Origin of the sequence: Desulfobulbus oralis, assembly GCF_002952055.1 — a bacterium.
Taxonomy (GTDB): Bacteria; Desulfobacterota; Desulfobulbia; order Desulfobulbales; family Desulfobulbaceae; genus Desulfobulbus; species Desulfobulbus oralis.
Map to the genome: position 1 here is coordinate 1,440,180 of NZ_CP021255.1, position 16,046 is coordinate 1,456,225.

The window sequence follows — 16,046 nt, forward strand, 5'->3', positions numbered from 1 at the left end:
GCCGGAAAAAGTCGGCGTCCTGCCCCTGCCTGCGGGCAGCCCTGTCGTCGGCTCCTCATGTGCCGCGCCGTTTGGCGAGAAAAACCCTATACTCCAGGTCCGCGTCAAGATCCGTCACCACCTTGGGCTTTCCGGCCGGATATTCCCACTTTAAATCAGCTCGCTCCACATACACGGCAATGTCCAGTTCCGGCCCCTGCACTTTTATCCAGCGCTTTTCCGGGCGGATCTCGTAGCTGTAGGCGCTTTGCCCCTGTTCCACCGGCAGGCTCTCCCGTAACACCTGCCCCAGATCGAGTTCTGCCTGGACAGTGTCCTGGTAAACGACGCTCAGCCTGCCGCCCCGGCTGGTTTTGATACGCACATCGCCATTGGCATATTCGCGCTCCTGTCTTGCGTCAAGATGCATCAGCGCGTAATCGTAAGGCGCAATGTGCAGCAGCTCCTCTTCTGGGGCACGCTCCAGACTGGCACGAACGCTTATTGCAGGAGGAAGAGTAGGGTGCCGTAGTATTTCGGACACTGTCGCGGGAATTTTCGCCTCCTGCCCGTAGCGGCTCAGAAAGTCCGCAATTTCCGCCATCCGCTCCCGGTTGGCCGGAACCTCTTCCAGCGCAGCGAGGCGTTTTGTCTGGGACCACACACTCAGATCGATCGCGCCCAAAGGTGTCCACACGCCGACAAGCACCAGGGGCACAAGCAGAGCCAGGGCCATGCGGCAATCCTTGCGCAAAAAATGCCACCCACAGGAAAAAATCAGCCACAGCGAGGCCAGCAAAACAAAATAGCGGTTCGGCGTCAGGCCGTACTGCCGGATGCGCAGGCATACGGCGCCCAGGGCACAGACAGAGAGCAGGCCGGTCAGCAGCAGGAAAGCACGGTCAGTGGCGCGCAGGGCTTCCGTTTTCAGCCAGAGGAGCAGCAGGCTGAAACTGGAGGACCAGATGACCAGATGGACTACGCTGGGGTGGCTTTGGCCCATGCCGACCAGCCAGATCAGACAGTAGAAGGCCACCAGCACGGCATAGGCAAAGGACGAGTAGTAGAGGATGCCGTAGAGTAACTGCTCCTTTTTACCCATACTGGTGGCTTCAGCCTCTTCGGAGGCCCTGTGCGCCGTCCTGGCCAAAAACAGCAGGAACAGAGCAAAGGCGGCCAGGATATTGCCGTGGCGCCAGACCGAGGTGAGGTGCTTGATATCAAAAAGCCATTCGGCAGTGAGTAGAAAAATACCGTAAATGATAACAAACAGCAGAAAAAGCGTGCCGAACAGCAGCCCGTTTTGCGCCAGCACCCGCAGTTGACCTGCGCCCCGCCGCGTTTGGGCCAGCACGAAAAGCAGCAATAACAGAAAGTACAGGGCAAAACAGTGCAGCTTGACCGTATGATCCAGGGCAGCGTCAAAGCGGTACACGAAAAAATAGGCCAGTACCGCCGAGCCCAGGGCGAGGGCTGCCCGCCACAGGCGGTTTCCGGGCCAGCCCAGGGCGTCAGAAATAACGAGCAGGGCAGAGGCGCAGAGAATGTTATAAAAAATCAGTCCCCCCTGCCACCCCAGAAGGCCCGAGGCCGCGCACAGGTAACACAGCGCTGCCACACCGACTGCCGCCACACTGGCCGGAGATTGCCCCGCCAGCGCCTTGACCTCATCCCTGCATTCCTCAAAAAATGCTCTCATTCGTTCAATCTCCAATCAGCATGAAATTCGGGCGCCAAAGCAGGCCGCTCCCCTGGCCGCCCGCCCCTGCCCATGGCAGGTGGGTTGCGGCATCAGCGATGGGGCGTTTTCCGCAGCAGGGTGCAGGGCGCAAGCTGCACCGCAGGCGCCAGGGTGAGGCGCACGCATTGGCTGGGTCTGGCCTGGGCAAGCGGTCGGCCGTCGGCATCATGAAGCGCCGTAATCCGGGCGGCAAGCGGCTGCAGGCGCTCCGGCAGCAGGCATTCCAGCCGATCGCCCGGAACGAGGGTATGGCGGGCTTCGACAAGCAGCGGCTCGGCTGTCCGCGCAATCCCCGCCGGCACGCTGCTCTGCGCAAGCCTGGCGCTCCCATGCAGCATGTCATCTGCATCCGGCTGGCCCAGAAAAAAATTGTCGGTGTGGCCGCGGGTGCCGATGTTCGCGAGTTCGGCAAAAAAGCGGGCCGGCATGGTCAGGCTCTCCAGTCCGGCGCCCCTTGCCTGCTGGCCGCCTATCCAGTTCAGGGCCTGGCGATACAGGTGCACGGTCTGCGCCACGTAGGCCACGGATTTCATCCGGCCCTCTATCTTCAGGGCATCCACGCCCAAAGCCACCAGCACCGGCAGATGGCCCAAAAGGCAGAGGTCTTTGGAGTTGAACACGTAGGCGCCGCGCTCGTCTTCCTCTATCGGGAAATACTGGCCCGGCCGCTTCTCCTCCACGAGAGCATAGGAGTAGCGGCAGGGTTGGGCGCAGTCGCCCCGGTTGGCGTCCCGGCCCGTGAAATAGGCGCTGAGCAGGCAACGGCCCGAATAGGCAATGCAGAGCGCGCCGTGAATAAAGACTTCGAGCCCGCAGCGCACAGCCTTGCGGATGGCCGCGATTTCCTCGCAGCCCAGTTCCCGGGCGAGGTTCAGGCGGGCCAGACCCTGCTCCTGCCAGAAAAGCGCGTGCTCCCGGTTGCTGACATTCATCTGGGTGGACAGGTGCAGCGGCATGCCCGGCGCGTGCTGCCGTGCCAGCCGCAGGATCCCGGGATCCGCCACGATGCAGGCATCCACCCCCGCTTCCTGCAAAAAGGCCAGGGATGCCGCCACGCCGTCCAGGTCGCGGTTGTGGGCAAAGATGTTCACCGCCGCATAGACCCGGACCCCGTGCGCGTGGGCAAAGGCCACCCCCTGCCGGACTTCATCCTCGCTGAAATTGGCGGCCCGGGCGCGCAGGCTGTGCTGCCTGCCGCCCAAATACACGGCATCCGCGCCGTAGTGCACCGCCACCTTCAGTTTTTCCAGATTGCCAGCCGGCGCCAGGAGTTCCGGCAGGGCAAGGGCAGGGGCCGCGCTCATGCCGCCTGCTCCGCCAGCATGGTCTTGCCGCTTTGCACCACAGTCTGCAAAAAGGCATCGATTTCCGGCCTGCCAATCGCTGGATTCGTGGCAATGAAGCGCATGGCCAGTTCACCGCCCACAAAGCCGGTGCCCACCAGATAGCGGCCTTCGCGTTGCATCCGCGAGCGAATGGCCTGCAAGAGTGCAGCCGCATCCACCCCTGCAGGCGGGCAGAAGCGGAAGCACAGGTTGAAGGATTCCCGTGGCGCCACCATCTCCAGTTCTGGCAGGGCCTGTACGCGCTCTTCTGCGTATTCGGCAAGCGAGAGGCAGTTTTCCACCCGCGCGGCAAAGCCCGCCCTGCCGTAAAATTTCCAGTCCAGAAAAGCTTTCAGACTGTCCACCCGGCGACCACACTGCAAGGACAGTGTGCCCAGATCACGCAGCGAGCCGTCCGCTTCGCTGCGGAAAATATAGGTCTCGTCACCCGCGCTCAGGGTCTGCTGCAAAACGCCCATATTGCCGCGCAAAAGCAGGAAATTGCACATCAGCGCGGTGCCTGGCATCTTGTGGAAATCCAAGGTAAAGGAATCCGCCTTTTCCAGATGCGGCAGAAACTGCGCACGTAGCTTCTGGCTGAAAATCACCGGCCCGCCCCAAGCGCCGTCGCAGTGCAGCCAGAAGCCATACTTTTCGCGCAGCGGCAACAGCGGCGCTACCGGATCAAAGGCACCGCGCACCGTGGTGCCCTGGGTGGCGCAGACAAAAAAAGGCCGGCCGCCGTTTGCCGTGACCCGTGCCAGTTCCGCCTCCAGCGCATCCGTGCGCATGCGGCCGTGTTCATCCACGGGAATTTTGATCAGGTGATCGCTGCCCAGGCCCAGCACGTTGGCAGCCCGGTCAAAGGAGTAATGGGCCTCGCAGTTCACAAAGGCGAAAAGTTCCTGTTGGGCGAAGAGGCCCTTGTTCTTGGCCTGGCTTGCCTGATTGCGGGCTATGAGCAGCGCTATCAGGTTGGCGTTGCTGGAGCCGGTCGTCATCTGGCCCGATCCCTTTGGAAAGCCCACCAGGTCCAGCATGGCCTGCAGCAGGTATTGCTCCATCAGGGTGGAGACCGGTGCGGTTTCAAAGGTGCAGGCCGAGGTGTTGCTCAGCGCGGTCACCATTTCACCCAGCACTGAAGGCAGGTTTGCGGATGACCACATGCGGTTCATGTAGCCCGGATGCCCGGTTTTGACCGAGTAGCGCAGATACAGTTCCACCCAGCGGAAGATTTCGTCCCAGTCGCCCGGCGGGGCAGGGCGGTCAAGTTCCAGACGTCTGGCCAGCTCGGCAGGCGGCAGGTATGTCACATAGCCGCCTTCAGCCTGCCCGTCCCGGTATGCCCCGGCCAGCTCGGCCAGCCGCTGGAAGATCTGTGCCGCGTCCATTGGTTTGTCCATGGCGCCGGTCTTCACACCATCCTGTCCTTTGACCAGTCGTTGTGCAGAAACTGGTGGTGGTCGGGCTTGGGCAGCCTCTGCTCGTGCAGGCGCTGCGCAAGCCAGCGCTGCACCTTGTCGAACTCGGAGACGAATTCGGAGAGCGCTTTGCCCCGGTGGCTCACGCGGCCCTTTTCCGCCATGCTCAGCTCGGCAAAGCTCCTGCCCAAAGGCGGGTAGAAAAAGATCGGATCATAGCCGAAACCGTTTTCTCCCCGTTTTTCCGTAAGGATCTCGCCCTGGCAACTCGCCTCCCAGGTGAGCGCCGGGCCGCCGGGTGTGGCCAGCGACAGGACACAGGTGAAATGCGCCCCCCGCTGCGTCTGCCCACGCATCTCCTCCAGGACCTTCGCGCAGTTGGCGGCATCGTCCCCGTGTTCGCCTGCATAGCGTGCCGAGAACACGCCGGGCCGGCCGCCCAGCGCATCGACGCAGAGGCCGGAATCATCGGCCAGACAGGGCAGGCCCAGGACCTTTGCATAGTGCAGCGCCTTCTTGTAGGCATTGTCGTCAAAGGTCTGGCCGTCTTCCACGGCCCCAGGCAGGGGGCCGAAGTCCAGGAGCGACTGCACCTTGACCGCGTGGGCCGACAGGAGATCCTGAATTTCTTGGACTTTGCCCGCATTTTTAGTGGCCAGGATAATCAGACTTTGCATGGTTGTTCTTTTCCTCTGATGGCATTGGAGAAGCAGGAGCGGAGCCGGACATGAACACTGCTGCACCAGCCTGCTGCCGCAGAAAATCGTGCTGGTACGGTTCCAGAATGATGAAATGGTTTTTCAGGATCTGTCTGCAAAAAAAAATATGGACAATATATAAGGATATTGACATCAGAACACAGCATATCATCAATAGTGCAACAAAGCATATATGATCATGATTTTTTGCCTTGATATCAGTATAAATATCATATTTATGATTGAAATCATGATGCATTATTACATCAAATAGCAAAAATATAGGTGCTGTCTACGGTATTTTCTATTTTTGACCAGATATTGCATGGATCATAATCAAAAAAGACAGGAGCCTTCCATAATTTATATAGAAACAGTATTTATATGCTATGTTTTCTGAGCATGCCAATTTTCATTTCCCCTACATCTTCAAAACCATATTTTCTATAGAGCCTATCAGCCGGTTTGTTGGCGATGAGCATGATATAGCTGGTGGTATCCGTATGCTTTGCAAACCAGGTATCAAGGTGCTGCATGATCGTATGGCCAATGCCCTGGCGCTGGTACTCTTCGGCCACCATGACATCCGTCACCGCAAAAGAGACAGCGCCATCGCCAATGATCCGGCCCAGACCAATGAGGCTTTCGCCATCGTATACGCTGACCACATGAAGAGAGTTTTGCAGGGCCTGCCGGGCCTTGGCCAGAGGCTTTGGTCCCCCGATTTTTGAACGCAGGCGCAGGGCATTGTAGGCTTCAGGTGTTGGCGCTTCCTTTTTGAGTTCCATTTTTTCAAGGCACCTCCATATCTTTTGGCCGTACGCAACCGGTTAACAACTGACGCCTGCTCCCCGGTGTGCAGGCGACTTGAATGCACCAGAATCTACCGGGTCCTGGCGGGCTGTGGAATTAGCGGGCAAAATGGAAAAAGTCCATGATCAAGCCGATGACTTCGCGGTAAGCCGGGTCATTGGGATCAATAACCTGCACACCGCTGGCATCGGTCTTGTAAAAGGTAAGCTGTATATTGGATATATGAGCAAATTTGGAATCATCCTGCTGCATAAAGATAGAATTGCCGAGGAAATTATTCTTAACATTGCAGATCTGGAGCAAGTCAAGGACAGTAGGAGTCATTGAGAGAGAGTTCCGGTAATTGGCATCAATTTGCATGGGATTGACACCTTTATAGTGAATTATAAATGGAACTTTATCGACAAAATACAGAACATCGCTCGAAAAAGTCTGCTTGAATTCCGGTGATGGATGGGTTGCATGATCCGTGGTAACCACCAGAATCGTATTATCGTACAAGGTGCTGGATTTGAGTTTTTTCAGGAATTCACCAAACCAAATATCATGATTATAAAACTTGTTCAAATATGGATTTGAACCATCACCGTATTTGGCATCTGGGCTATCCAAGCCATGGTGGGTTCCAAGGATGTAGGCGCCGAGGAAAAACTTTTTCTTTTCTTTGGATAATTGCTGAAGATTTTGATAGATAAAATCATACATTTCCTTATCAGTTAAATTCATATTCTTTGGATGAGCATAAATTTTATTAAAGCCAATGGTATACATCCAGGAGTTAAATACACTTGGATTGGGATGTGGTGAGACAAAAACAGTGTTGTACCCAAGATCATTTAAGATTGTCGGTAATGATACAACGGAAGAATACGTATTTTTCAAAATAAAATCAGGAACAGTAGTGATATCTATATTACTATTTAATGATTGTACTCCAGGGTTGAGTTGGTATCCTGATATGAGTTGTCCGCGAATTCCATTGAAGGTTGCTGCGGTATGATTAAAATAATTGACAATATTTATTGAGTTGTTTTTCAAATCCCACAAATTTTTGGTAATTTCTTCGCTTAAAACTCGATAGCTTGTGCCCTCCATAAATAAAATTATGACATTATATTCTTTATGCTCTTGAATATTTATATTGTAATCTTTGGAATAGCAAGGGATTTTATTTCTGATAAAGATTTCTTTATTAATATGTTCTGGTTTGTAAGTATAGATTTTAACAACATCATGTGCAGTATTAACAAAATTATGTATTGGAAATGTAATGATATTTATTTCGCAATATAAAATAATAAAAAAGACAATACAAATAGATAATATATTTCTTATATTACAAATATATTTTACTTTTCTGGAAACAATGAAATCTACAAAATAAAGTAAGAGATATCCCAAAATTATAGAAATGATACTGAAAATATGACTGCCAATATCATGAAATTGATTGATATTAAATACGGTCAGTGAGGCTAAGTATTCACCGGTGCTATATATATTTGCCAATTGACAGGCATTTATAGTAATTGCAAATATTAAAAATATCGTTAATATGGTTGAGCGTGAACAGATTAAAATAAACATCAATAAAATCGACTCAATTGCTAATGGTAGCATGAATGGAGAAAATCTCGCTATACAACAACAAAACAGCACTTTTATTAATGTACTGATGATATAATACAATTGGTATCTGGGCTTGGCGCTCGACATATTTCCTCAGTGTTTCTGCTTTTCATCGTTTCACACTACCTGGATCATTGCTGCGCAAGAGAGCATGATACTTGATAGCCGCTATCAAACATCGTTGCTGTGAGCGCAAGATGCATCGGCAGCCTGCGAAAAGGCAGTGTTGCAACAGATTGGCGAACGACAGCTCCGATACTCCGCAGGGCAGCACGCTGTGGACTGGCCCCTGCTGAGGTGCTGGCTATAGCCCACCTGTCGTTCCATGCCGGGCATTATCTCATAACGGAAGATATTTTCAAGACTCTAATAAGCCGGCAATGTCACTCCCGAGACGCGCACATATGCTCGGGCCTGTAGCATATGCTGAAAGAGGGCGGTGCGCTCTTCCTTTGCATATCGGTTTGCGAGCCCCCGGAAAGGAGCACGGGGAAATCGATCTGCACCACATCGGCTGCAGCGTGGCCAGTCACGCCGGATCTCCGGCAGTACAGCCCCAGGGGGCTCTGCGACGAGCCCGTCCAGAGGCGCGTCAGGTCCAACCTGCCTGTTCCGGACGGGGGTCAATATACAATTTTTCGGTTCTTCCGCTTGTACGGCCGGATGCCGCAATCGTTGCTCCTGGCTTTTGCCTGCTCACTTTGCGATAACAGGCACGGTCAGGTGGCGGTTGTCAATGCTCCTCTGTTCGTACCGCGCTGCGCGCTCTTCGCAAAAGCATGGGTTTTTCTGTTGGGTTTTATCACGTTACTTTCGAGATTCCGGCACCTTATCTGCTCTGCCCTTCGCAAGGTGACAGTGAAGAACTTTTTTAATGAATAATTTGATTGGAATTATATAATATTACCGTACATTTTTGTCAGGGCGAAAAGCCGTGCTCTATGGCCTTCCCCTCGGCGACACTTTCTGGCTGACTCCGCACCTCCGGCTAGATCCGACCATCACGCGGTCATCACGACTGCAAGGAGACTCCCCATGGCGCATCAGACCCTGATCAAGGATTTTGAAGCACTGCTCGGCGCAGAGAACGTATTCAGCTCCGAGGCTGACCGTATAAGCTATGCGTATGATGCGGCCGTGTTGCAGCCCGTCATCCCGGCCTTTGTGGTACGCCCCACCACAAAGGAACTGCTCGGCAACTGCGTGAAAAAACTGTACGACAACGGCATCACCATGACGGTGCGGGGGGCGGGCACCAATCTTTCGGGAGGCACCATTCCCGATACCTCTGAAACGGTGGTCGTCTTGACCACTGCCCTGACCAAAATCCTTGAAATCAATGCAGACGACCTTTATGCGGTCGTGGAACCGGGTGTCATCACCGCCCATTTCGCCGCCGCCGTAGCCCAAAAGAATCTTTTTTACCCGCCTGACCCCGGTTCCCAATCCGTGTCGACCATCGGTGGCAACATCGCCGAAAATGCGGGGGGGCTGCGCGGCCTCAAGTACGGCGTGACCAAGGATTACGTTATGGGTGTCGAGTTCTTCGATGCCACTGGTGAAATCGTGAAATCCGGCTCTCGCACGGTCAAATGTGTAACCGGATATAATCTGGCCGGTCTGATGATCCAGTCCGAGGGCACCCTGGGCATTTTCTCCGAGGCGGTGCTCAAGCTGGTGCCGCCGCCCAAGGCCAGCAAAGCGCTGATGGCCGTGTTTGCCGATGTGCAGAACGCCGCCGATGCGGTGGCCGGTATCATCGCCGCCCATGTCGTGCCCTGTACCCTCGAATTTTTGGACAACAACACGATTGTCCGCGTCGATGATTTCACCCGCGCCGGCCTGCCTCGCGAAGCCGGCGCCATCCTGCTCATCGAGCTGGACGGCCATCCGGCTCAGGTGGCGGATGACGCCGCGGCCGTGGAAAAGGTGCTGCAGGCCAACCACGCCACAGCCGTGCACGTGCCAAAGGATGCAGAGGAAAAGCTCAAACTCTGGGAGGCCCGCCGTCTGGCCTTGCCGGTGCTGGCCCGCTGCCGGCCCACCACGGTGCTGGAAGACGCCACCGTGCCGCGCTCGCAGATTCCGGCCATGGTCAAGGCGGTCAACGACATCGCCGCCAAGTACAAACTGGACGTGGGCACGTTCGGCCATGCAGGCGACGGCAATCTGCATCCCACCTTCCTCTGCGACAGGCGCGACGCCGACGAATTCAAACGGGTGGAGGAGGCGATTGACGAGATGTTCGATACGGCCATCAAGCTCAAGGGCACGCTCTCGGGCGAGCACGGCATCGGCACGGCCAAGGCCAAGTGGATGGAAAAGGAAACTTCGCGCGGCACCATCCTCTTCTCCCAGCGCCTGCGCCGTGCTCTGGATCCCAAGGGTCTCTTAAACCCCACCAAGCTGGTGGGCATCTGAAGGAGGGCGCTTATGAGCGATGTACATGAACTGGCCCAGCGGCTCATGGCGCTGGACGACAGGCTGATTGCCTGCATGAAGTGCGGCAACTGTCAGGCCGTCTGCCCGATGTTCGGGGCCTCCGGTATGGAGGCCGATGTGGCCCGTGGCAAGCTGGCCCTGATCGATAATCTGGCCCACGAGATTTTGCGCGATCCGGCGGCCCTGGCCGATAAGCTGGGGCGGTGCCTGCTCTGTGGCTCCTGTCAGGCTGCCTGTCCGCCCGGCGTCAAAATCATGGACATTTTTATGGAAGCCCGCGAGCTGGTCCATGATTATATTGGGCTGCACCCGGCCAAGAAACTCATCTTTCGTCAACTGCTGGCCCACCCCGGGCTGTTCAACCTGTCCATGCGCCTGGGAGCCCCCGCGCAGCGGCTGCTGTTTCGTTCCAGCCAGGATGTCCAGGAGACGGTGTGCGCCCCTGTGCTGGATTTCATGCTGGGTGATCGGCATATCCATCCGCTGGCAGCGAGGCCCTTGCACGCCCGCTATGGCGCGCTGGACGAGCCCAGACTTGCTGGCGGCATCAAGGTGGCCTTCTATCCCGGTTGCGTGGGCGACAAGATGTACACCGAGATGTCCGAGGCCTGTCTGAAAGTGCTGCGGCACCACCAGGTCGCGGTCTTCATGCCCTCTGGTCTGGCCTGCTGCGGCATTCCGGCTCTGGCTTCCGGCGATGCCAAGGGCATGCTCTCCCAGCTCAGGGCCAACCTGCGGGCGCTCGCAGGGGGTGATTTCGACTACATCTTAAGCCCCTGCGCCTCCTGCACGGCCACGATCGCGGAACATTGGCCTGCATACGCCAGGAGGCTGAGCGCCGCCAAGGCCCGGGAAGCCGCGATCCTGGGCGCCAAGGCCATGGATATCAACGCCTTTTTGGTCGATGTGTTGCAGGTCAGGCCGGCTGCCGCGTCTGCCGGTGATGCCATCCCGGTGACCTACCACGATTCCTGCCACCTCAAGAAGTCCCTGGGCGTGGTCAGCCAGCCCCGGGATGTGATCGAGGCCAATCCGGCCTGCCGACTGACCGAAATGGCGGAGGCTGACCGCTGCTGCGGCTGCGGCGGTTCCTTCAATCTGTTTCACTATGACTACTCCCGCAAGATCGGGCAGCGCAAGCGCGACAATGTGGTGGCGAGCGGCGCGAAAATTGTGGCAGCCGGCTGTCCGGCCTGCATGATGCAACTGGAAGACGTACTGTCCCACAACGGAGACGATGTGCGTGTGAAGCACACGGTCGAACTGTATGCAGAAAGCCTGAAATGACCCACGCCGCGCCGGCCGGGGCGCTCCGGCGGGCGCAGGCAACACCCTTCAAAACCAAGGAGTCCCTTTATGAACCATGAGGAACTGGTCGCGGCCTTTGTTGCCAAGGCCCAGGCTGTCAATGCCGTGGTGCAGGAATTGCCCGACATGGCGGCGGCCCTGGATTATGTAGTGGATATCTGCGAAAAAAAGGCCCCGGCAGAGATGCTGGCCGACGAGCCTGGCACGGCCCAGGGGCCCCTGGGGCCCAACAAGGTGCCTACCCGGGTGCAGAAGATCGTCGCGGCGCCGGAGCTGAACGATGCGGATTTTGCCAAACTGGCCGCAGCCTGCGAGGCCAGGGGCTTTCTCTGTCTGAAAGGGGGGCTGCGCCAGTATCTGGCCGGCATTGACATGGGCCTGTCCACGGCCGAGCTGGGCGTGGCCGCGAGCGGTACCTGCATGCTCAATACCGACAGCGAAGACGTGCGTCTGGCCGGCATGATTGCGGAGATTTCCGTGCTCCTCCTGAAGAAGTCTGCCATTTATCCCGATCTGCCGTCCATCACCCAACTGGTCCGCGAGCGCATGGCGGCCAACACGGCCACCTATACCACACTGGTCACCGGCCCGAGCCGCACCGCTGATATCGAACGGGAGCCGGCGGTAGGCGTGCACGGCCCACTGGAACTGCACATCATCCTTCTGGAGGACTAGGCCATGCATGACGCACTGAAAAGCCGCTCGGGCTATCACAGGGAAATTGACGAGGCCCTGCACGACGACTTCCTGCGCAAGACGCTGGACAAGTTCGCCGTCGCCTACCGCGCCAGCCGTGCCACCGTGTTTCAGGAGGTGGACGAGCAGGCGCTGGTCAAACAGGTGGCCGACGCCAAGGACTATGCCTGCCAGCACATGGAGGAACTGTACGCCCAGTTCAAGGCCGAGGCGGAGAAGCGGGGCGTCCACGTGCACCGGGCGGAGACCGCCGAGGAGGCCAACCGCATCATCGCCCGTATTGCGAAGGAGAATAACGTCAGGAAGGTGCTCAAGTCCAAGTCCATGACCGCCGAAGAGATCGGGCTGAATCCGGCTCTGGAAGCGGAAGGCCTGGTCGTTGACGAAACCGATCTGGGCGAGTGGATCATCCAGATCCGGCACGAAGGTCCATCCCACATGGTCATGCCGGCCATACACCTCTCCCGCTATCAGGTGGCGGACGATTTCACCAGGGTGACCGGCGTGCAGCAGGACACCGATATCCAGCGCCTGGTGAAGGTGGCCCGGGTGCAGCTCAGGCGCAAGTTCATTGCCGGTGAGATGGGTATCAGCGGCTGCAACTTCGCGGTGGCTGAAAACGGCGCGGTTTCCACGGTGACGAACGAGGGCAACGCCCGCATGGTCACGACCCTGCCCCGGGTGCACGTGGTGGTGGCCGGACTGGACAAGCTGGTCGCCTCGCTGGACGACGTGATGGTGGCGCTGCAGGTGCTGCCCAGAAACGCCACGGCCCAGCGCATGACCTCCTACTTCACCCTGATGGACGGCGCGGGCGAGTGTCAGGCCAATCCGGACGGCAAGAAGGTCATGCATGTGGTCTTTGTGGACAACGGTCGCACCAGGATTGCCAAGGATCCGCTCTTCAGGCAGATCTTCCGCTGTGTCCGCTGCGGCGCCTGCGCCAACGTGTGCCCGGTCTTCCGCCTGGTGGGCGGTCACAAGATGGGCTATATCTATATCGGCGCCATCGGCCTGATCCTGACCTACTTCTTCCACGGCAAGGACCGCGCCCGCATTCTGTCCCAGAACTGCATTGGCTGCCAGTCCTGCGCCAATGTCTGCGCCGGTGGCATCGACCTGCCACGGCTGATTCGCGAGATCCGTTCCCGCCTGACCCAGGAAGAAGGCTCGGATGTGCTGGGCGGTCTGGCGGCTCTGGCCATGAGGGACAGAAAGACCTTCCATCGCCTGCTGAAGTTTGCGAGCTTTGCCCAGAAGCCCTTTACCGGCAAGGCGCGTGTCACGAAAGGCGCCCGCATCCAGCGGCATCTGCCCATGATGTTCCTGGGCAAGCAGGGTTTCAAGGCGCTGCCGGCCATTGCCGACCAGTCCTTCCGCGATCGCTGGCCGCAAATCAACCCGCATCTGGACAAGCCCGTTATGCGGGTGGCCATTTTCAGCGGCTGCGCCCAGGACTTCATCTATCCCGAGGACCTGGAGGCCTGCGTCAGGATTCTGGCCGCCAAAAACGTGGCCGTGGATTTCCCCCTGGCCCAGACCTGCTGCGGCCTGCCGCTGGAAATGATGGGGCAGCGCAAGACCGCCATTGCTGTGGCCCGGCAGAATATCGAGGCCTTCCGCGAGATCAGTCCGGACTATATCATCACCCTGTGTGCCAGTTGCGCAGGCCAGCTCAAGCACCACTATCCGGAGATTCTGGCCGGACCGGGTGTGGAGGAGGTCAAAAAATTCGCGGACAGGATTATTGACTTCAGCTCCTTTGTCCACGACGTGCTGAAACTGGAGCCGGAAGATTTCAAGCGCTCTGGCGAGAAGGTCACCTACCACGCCGCCTGCCACCTCTGTCGCGGTCTGGACGTACACAAGGCGCCCCGCGAACTGATCAACGATGCGGCGGAATATGTGCCCTGCGAGGAAGAGGAGGTCTGCTGCGGCTTCGGCGGCAGCTACTCCGTCAAATTCCCGGAAATTTCCGCCCAACTGCTGGACAAGAAGCTTGATCATCTGGCGGCCACCGGCGCGAGCCGTCTGGTCGTGGACTGCCCTGGCTGCGTCATGCAGCTCCGTGGCGGCGTGGAGAAGCGGAGGATGCAGGTGCAGGTGGAGCATATCGCCAATCTGCTGGCCGAAAACCTGAAGACCAAGGACAAATAGCCTGTTGCTGCCGGGTCCCTGCCAGACCCGGCAGCATTACCCATCACCATCACTTGTGGGAGAGATTTATGTCGGTAGGAATTTTGGCTTTACTGGCTGTTGTGCCCATTCTGGTGGCCTTGATCCTGATGGTCGGCCTGCGTTGGCCGTCCACAAGAGCCATGCCCCTGGCCTTCATCACCAGCGTGATTCTGGCCATGCTTGTCTGGAAACTGAGCGCCCTGCAGGTAGGCGCGCTCTTCATTCAAGGCACTATCAATGCCATTGGCGTGTTGATCATTGTCTTTGGCGCCATCCTCATCTACTACACGCTGACCTACAGCGGGGCCATGGAAACCATCCAGGCCGGCATGACCAAGGTCAGCCCGGACCGCCGCGTGCAGGCCATTGTCATTGGCTACATGTTCGGGGCCTTTATCGAAGGCGCCGCCGGTTTCGGCACCCCGGCCGCCCTGGCCGCGCCGCTGCTGCTGGGCCTGGGCTTTCCGCCCCTCTGCGCGGCGGTCATGTGCCTGGTCTTCAACTCCTTTCCAGTCACCTTCGGCGCAGTCGGCACCCCGGTCATTATGGGCTTTGCCAGCCTCAATACGCCGGACATCGCCCTGAAGGCCCTGGCAACCCAGGATACCACCCTGCTGTTCAAGCTGATCGGCCAGACCGTCACCCTGATGCACGGCCCCATGGCCTTTATCCTGCCCATCTTCATGCTGGGCTTCATGACCCGCTTCTTCGGCAGGAACAAGTCCTGGAAGGAGGGCTTCGCAGCCTGGCCCTACTGCATCCTGGCCGGCGTCTGCTTTGCCGTGCCCTACTTCCTGGTAGCCTGGCTGGCCGGGCCGGAAGTGCCGTCTCTGATCGGCGGCGCGGTGGGTCTGGGTCTTCTGGTCTGGCTCACCAAGATGGGCGTCTGCGTGCCGAAAGGCAACTGGCAGTTTGCCCCCCAGGCCGAGTGGAAGCCCAGTTGGACCGGCTCCATCAAGGCCTCTGACGTGACCGAGTACAAGGAACACATGAGCCAGCTCATGGCCTGGATGCCCTACATCCTCTGCGGCCTCATTCTGGTCGTGACCCGCGTGCCGTACTTTGGCCTCAAGAGGCTCATGAATGGCGCGCTGACCGTGGGCTGCGGCGCGAAAGTGACGCTGGGCTGGCCCAGCATTCTAGGCGTGGTGGAGAAAGTCAAGCCGGACGGAACCGAGCAGATGTTGAGTGCCAGCATTGATCTCCTGTGGTTACCCGGCACCATCCCCTTTATTCTGGTGGCCCTGATCACCATTGCCCTGCACGGGATGAGCGGCGCCAAGGTGGCTGGCGCGTGGAAAACGACCTGCAACAAGATGGTGGCCCCGACCATCGCCCTGATTGCGGCGGTCTCCATGGTCTCCATCTTCAAGGGCTCCGGCATGACCACAGAGGTGCTGGCCGATGGCAGCACGATGCCCTCCATGCCGCTGGCCATGGCCACGATCTGCGCGGCGGCAACCGGTCAGGCCTGGCCGGCCCTGGCCTCCTACATCGGTGGCCTGGGCGCCTTTATTACCGGGTCCAATACGGTCTCCGACATGCTCTTCGCCAACTTCCAGTGGGATGTGGCCCAGCAGCTCGGCTACAACGTGAAGCAGAGCATCGCCGTGGTGGCCGCCCAGGGCGCAGGCGGCGCCATGGGCAATATGATCTGCATCCACAATATCGTGGCTGCCTGTGCCGTTCTGGGCATGATCGGCCGTGAAGGCGACATCCTGAAACAGACCATCTGGCCCTTCCTGCTCTACAGCATTCCGGTGGGCATTGTGGCCTGCATCCTGTGCTTTGGGGTGTACGCGTAAGGAGCTCTCCC

Annotated in this window: 11 protein-coding genes; 5 read left to right on the plus strand and 6 right to left on the minus strand. The window is 57.9% G+C overall.

The features are described from left to right. Positions 1–55: 55 nt before the first annotated feature. The 6 genes from CAY53_RS06360 to CAY53_RS06385 all read right to left on the minus strand — a co-directional run bounded on the left by CAY53_RS06360 (position 56) and on the right by CAY53_RS06385 (position 7,597). Positions 56–1,678 (minus strand): DUF4153 domain-containing protein, encoded by a 1,623-nt coding sequence (locus tag CAY53_RS06360; protein WP_104936419.1) that lies wholly within the window; start codon positions 1,676–1,678, stop codon positions 56–58. Positions 1,679–1,770: 92 nt separating this feature from the next. Beyond that, positions 1,771–3,024, minus strand: a complete 1,254-nt coding sequence (locus CAY53_RS06365; protein WP_104936420.1) for a peptidase U32 family protein — start codon at positions 3,022–3,024, stop codon at positions 1,771–1,773. Further along, positions 3,021–4,448 (minus strand): pyridoxal phosphate-dependent decarboxylase family protein, encoded by a 1,428-nt coding sequence (locus CAY53_RS06370; protein ID WP_245874744.1) that lies wholly within the window; start codon positions 4,446–4,448, stop codon positions 3,021–3,023. Before CAY53_RS06370 ends, CAY53_RS06365 begins: the two co-directional genes overlap by 4 nt. Positions 4,449–4,459: 11 nt before the next feature. After that, positions 4,460–5,143 (minus strand): XTP/dITP diphosphatase, encoded by a 684-nt coding sequence (locus CAY53_RS06375; protein WP_104936421.1) that lies wholly within the window; start codon positions 5,141–5,143, stop codon positions 4,460–4,462. Between the two features lie 401 nt (positions 5,144–5,544). Continuing rightward, the gene (locus CAY53_RS06380) at positions 5,545–5,952 is read right to left on the minus strand and encodes a GNAT family N-acetyltransferase (RefSeq protein WP_104936422.1); all 408 of its coding nucleotides are present in this window, start codon (positions 5,950–5,952) and stop codon (positions 5,545–5,547) included. Positions 5,953–6,073: 121 nt separating this feature from the next. Next, positions 6,074–7,597, minus strand: coding sequence for an LTA synthase family protein (locus CAY53_RS06385; protein WP_181040200.1), 1,524 nt, complete (start codon positions 7,595–7,597; stop codon positions 6,074–6,076). A gap of 1,044 nt (positions 7,598–8,641) precedes the next feature. Between CAY53_RS06385 and CAY53_RS06395 the strand changes: the two genes are divergently transcribed. The 5 genes from CAY53_RS06395 to CAY53_RS06415 all read left to right on the plus strand — a co-directional run bounded on the left by CAY53_RS06395 (position 8,642) and on the right by CAY53_RS06415 (position 16,035). Beyond that, the gene (locus CAY53_RS06395) at positions 8,642–10,027 is read left to right on the plus strand and encodes an FAD-linked oxidase C-terminal domain-containing protein (RefSeq protein ID WP_104936425.1); all 1,386 of its coding nucleotides are present in this window, start codon (positions 8,642–8,644) and stop codon (positions 10,025–10,027) included. 12 nt (positions 10,028–10,039) lie between these two features. Further along, positions 10,040–11,335 (plus strand): (Fe-S)-binding protein, encoded by a 1,296-nt coding sequence (locus tag CAY53_RS06400; protein ID WP_104936426.1) that lies wholly within the window; start codon positions 10,040–10,042, stop codon positions 11,333–11,335. A gap of 69 nt (positions 11,336–11,404) precedes the next feature. Further along, positions 11,405–12,031 carry a LutC/YkgG family protein gene (locus CAY53_RS06405; protein WP_104936427.1) on the plus strand — a complete coding sequence of 209 codons (627 nt, stop codon included), beginning with the start codon at positions 11,405–11,407 and terminating at the stop codon, positions 12,029–12,031. A 3-nt stretch (positions 12,032–12,034) separates the two neighbouring features. Beyond that, positions 12,035–14,209 (plus strand): L-lactate dehydrogenase (quinone) large subunit LdhH, encoded by a 2,175-nt coding sequence (gene ldhH / locus CAY53_RS06410; RefSeq protein ID WP_104936428.1) that lies wholly within the window; start codon positions 12,035–12,037, stop codon positions 14,207–14,209. 68 nt (positions 14,210–14,277) lie between these two features. Continuing rightward, positions 14,278–16,035 (plus strand): L-lactate permease, encoded by a 1,758-nt coding sequence (locus CAY53_RS06415; RefSeq protein ID WP_104936429.1) that lies wholly within the window; start codon positions 14,278–14,280, stop codon positions 16,033–16,035. Positions 16,036–16,046: the final 11 nt, after the last annotated feature.

Excerpts from the sequence above, each read along its gene's own strand:
- CAY53_RS06360 (WP_104936419.1), bottom strand. The coding sequence starts at position 1,678 with ATGAGAGCATTTTTTGAGGAATGCAGGGATGAGGTCAAGGCGCTGGCG.
- CAY53_RS06380 (WP_104936422.1), bottom strand. The coding sequence starts at position 5,952 with ATGGAACTCAAAAAGGAAGCGCCAACACCTGAAGCCTACAATGCCCTG.
- CAY53_RS06395 (WP_104936425.1), top strand. The coding sequence starts at position 8,642 with ATGGCGCATCAGACCCTGATCAAGGATTTTGAAGCACTGCTCGGCGCA.
- CAY53_RS06415 (WP_104936429.1), top strand. The coding sequence starts at position 14,278 with ATGTCGGTAGGAATTTTGGCTTTACTGGCTGTTGTGCCCATTCTGGTG.
- CAY53_RS06400 (WP_104936426.1), top strand. The coding sequence starts at position 10,040 with ATGAGCGATGTACATGAACTGGCCCAGCGGCTCATGGCGCTGGACGAC.
- ldhH (WP_104936428.1), top strand. The coding sequence starts at position 12,035 with ATGCATGACGCACTGAAAAGCCGCTCGGGCTATCACAGGGAAATTGAC.
- CAY53_RS06370 (WP_245874744.1), bottom strand. The coding sequence starts at position 4,448 with ATGGACAAACCAATGGACGCGGCACAGATCTTCCAGCGGCTGGCCGAG.
- CAY53_RS06375 (WP_104936421.1), bottom strand. The coding sequence starts at position 5,143 with ATGCAAAGTCTGATTATCCTGGCCACTAAAAATGCGGGCAAAGTCCAA.
- CAY53_RS06385 (WP_181040200.1), bottom strand. The coding sequence starts at position 7,597 with ATGCTACCATTAGCAATTGAGTCGATTTTATTGATGTTTATTTTAATC.
- CAY53_RS06365 (WP_104936420.1), bottom strand. The coding sequence starts at position 3,024 with ATGAGCGCGGCCCCTGCCCTTGCCCTGCCGGAACTCCTGGCGCCGGCT.
- CAY53_RS06405 (WP_104936427.1), top strand. The coding sequence starts at position 11,405 with ATGAACCATGAGGAACTGGTCGCGGCCTTTGTTGCCAAGGCCCAGGCT.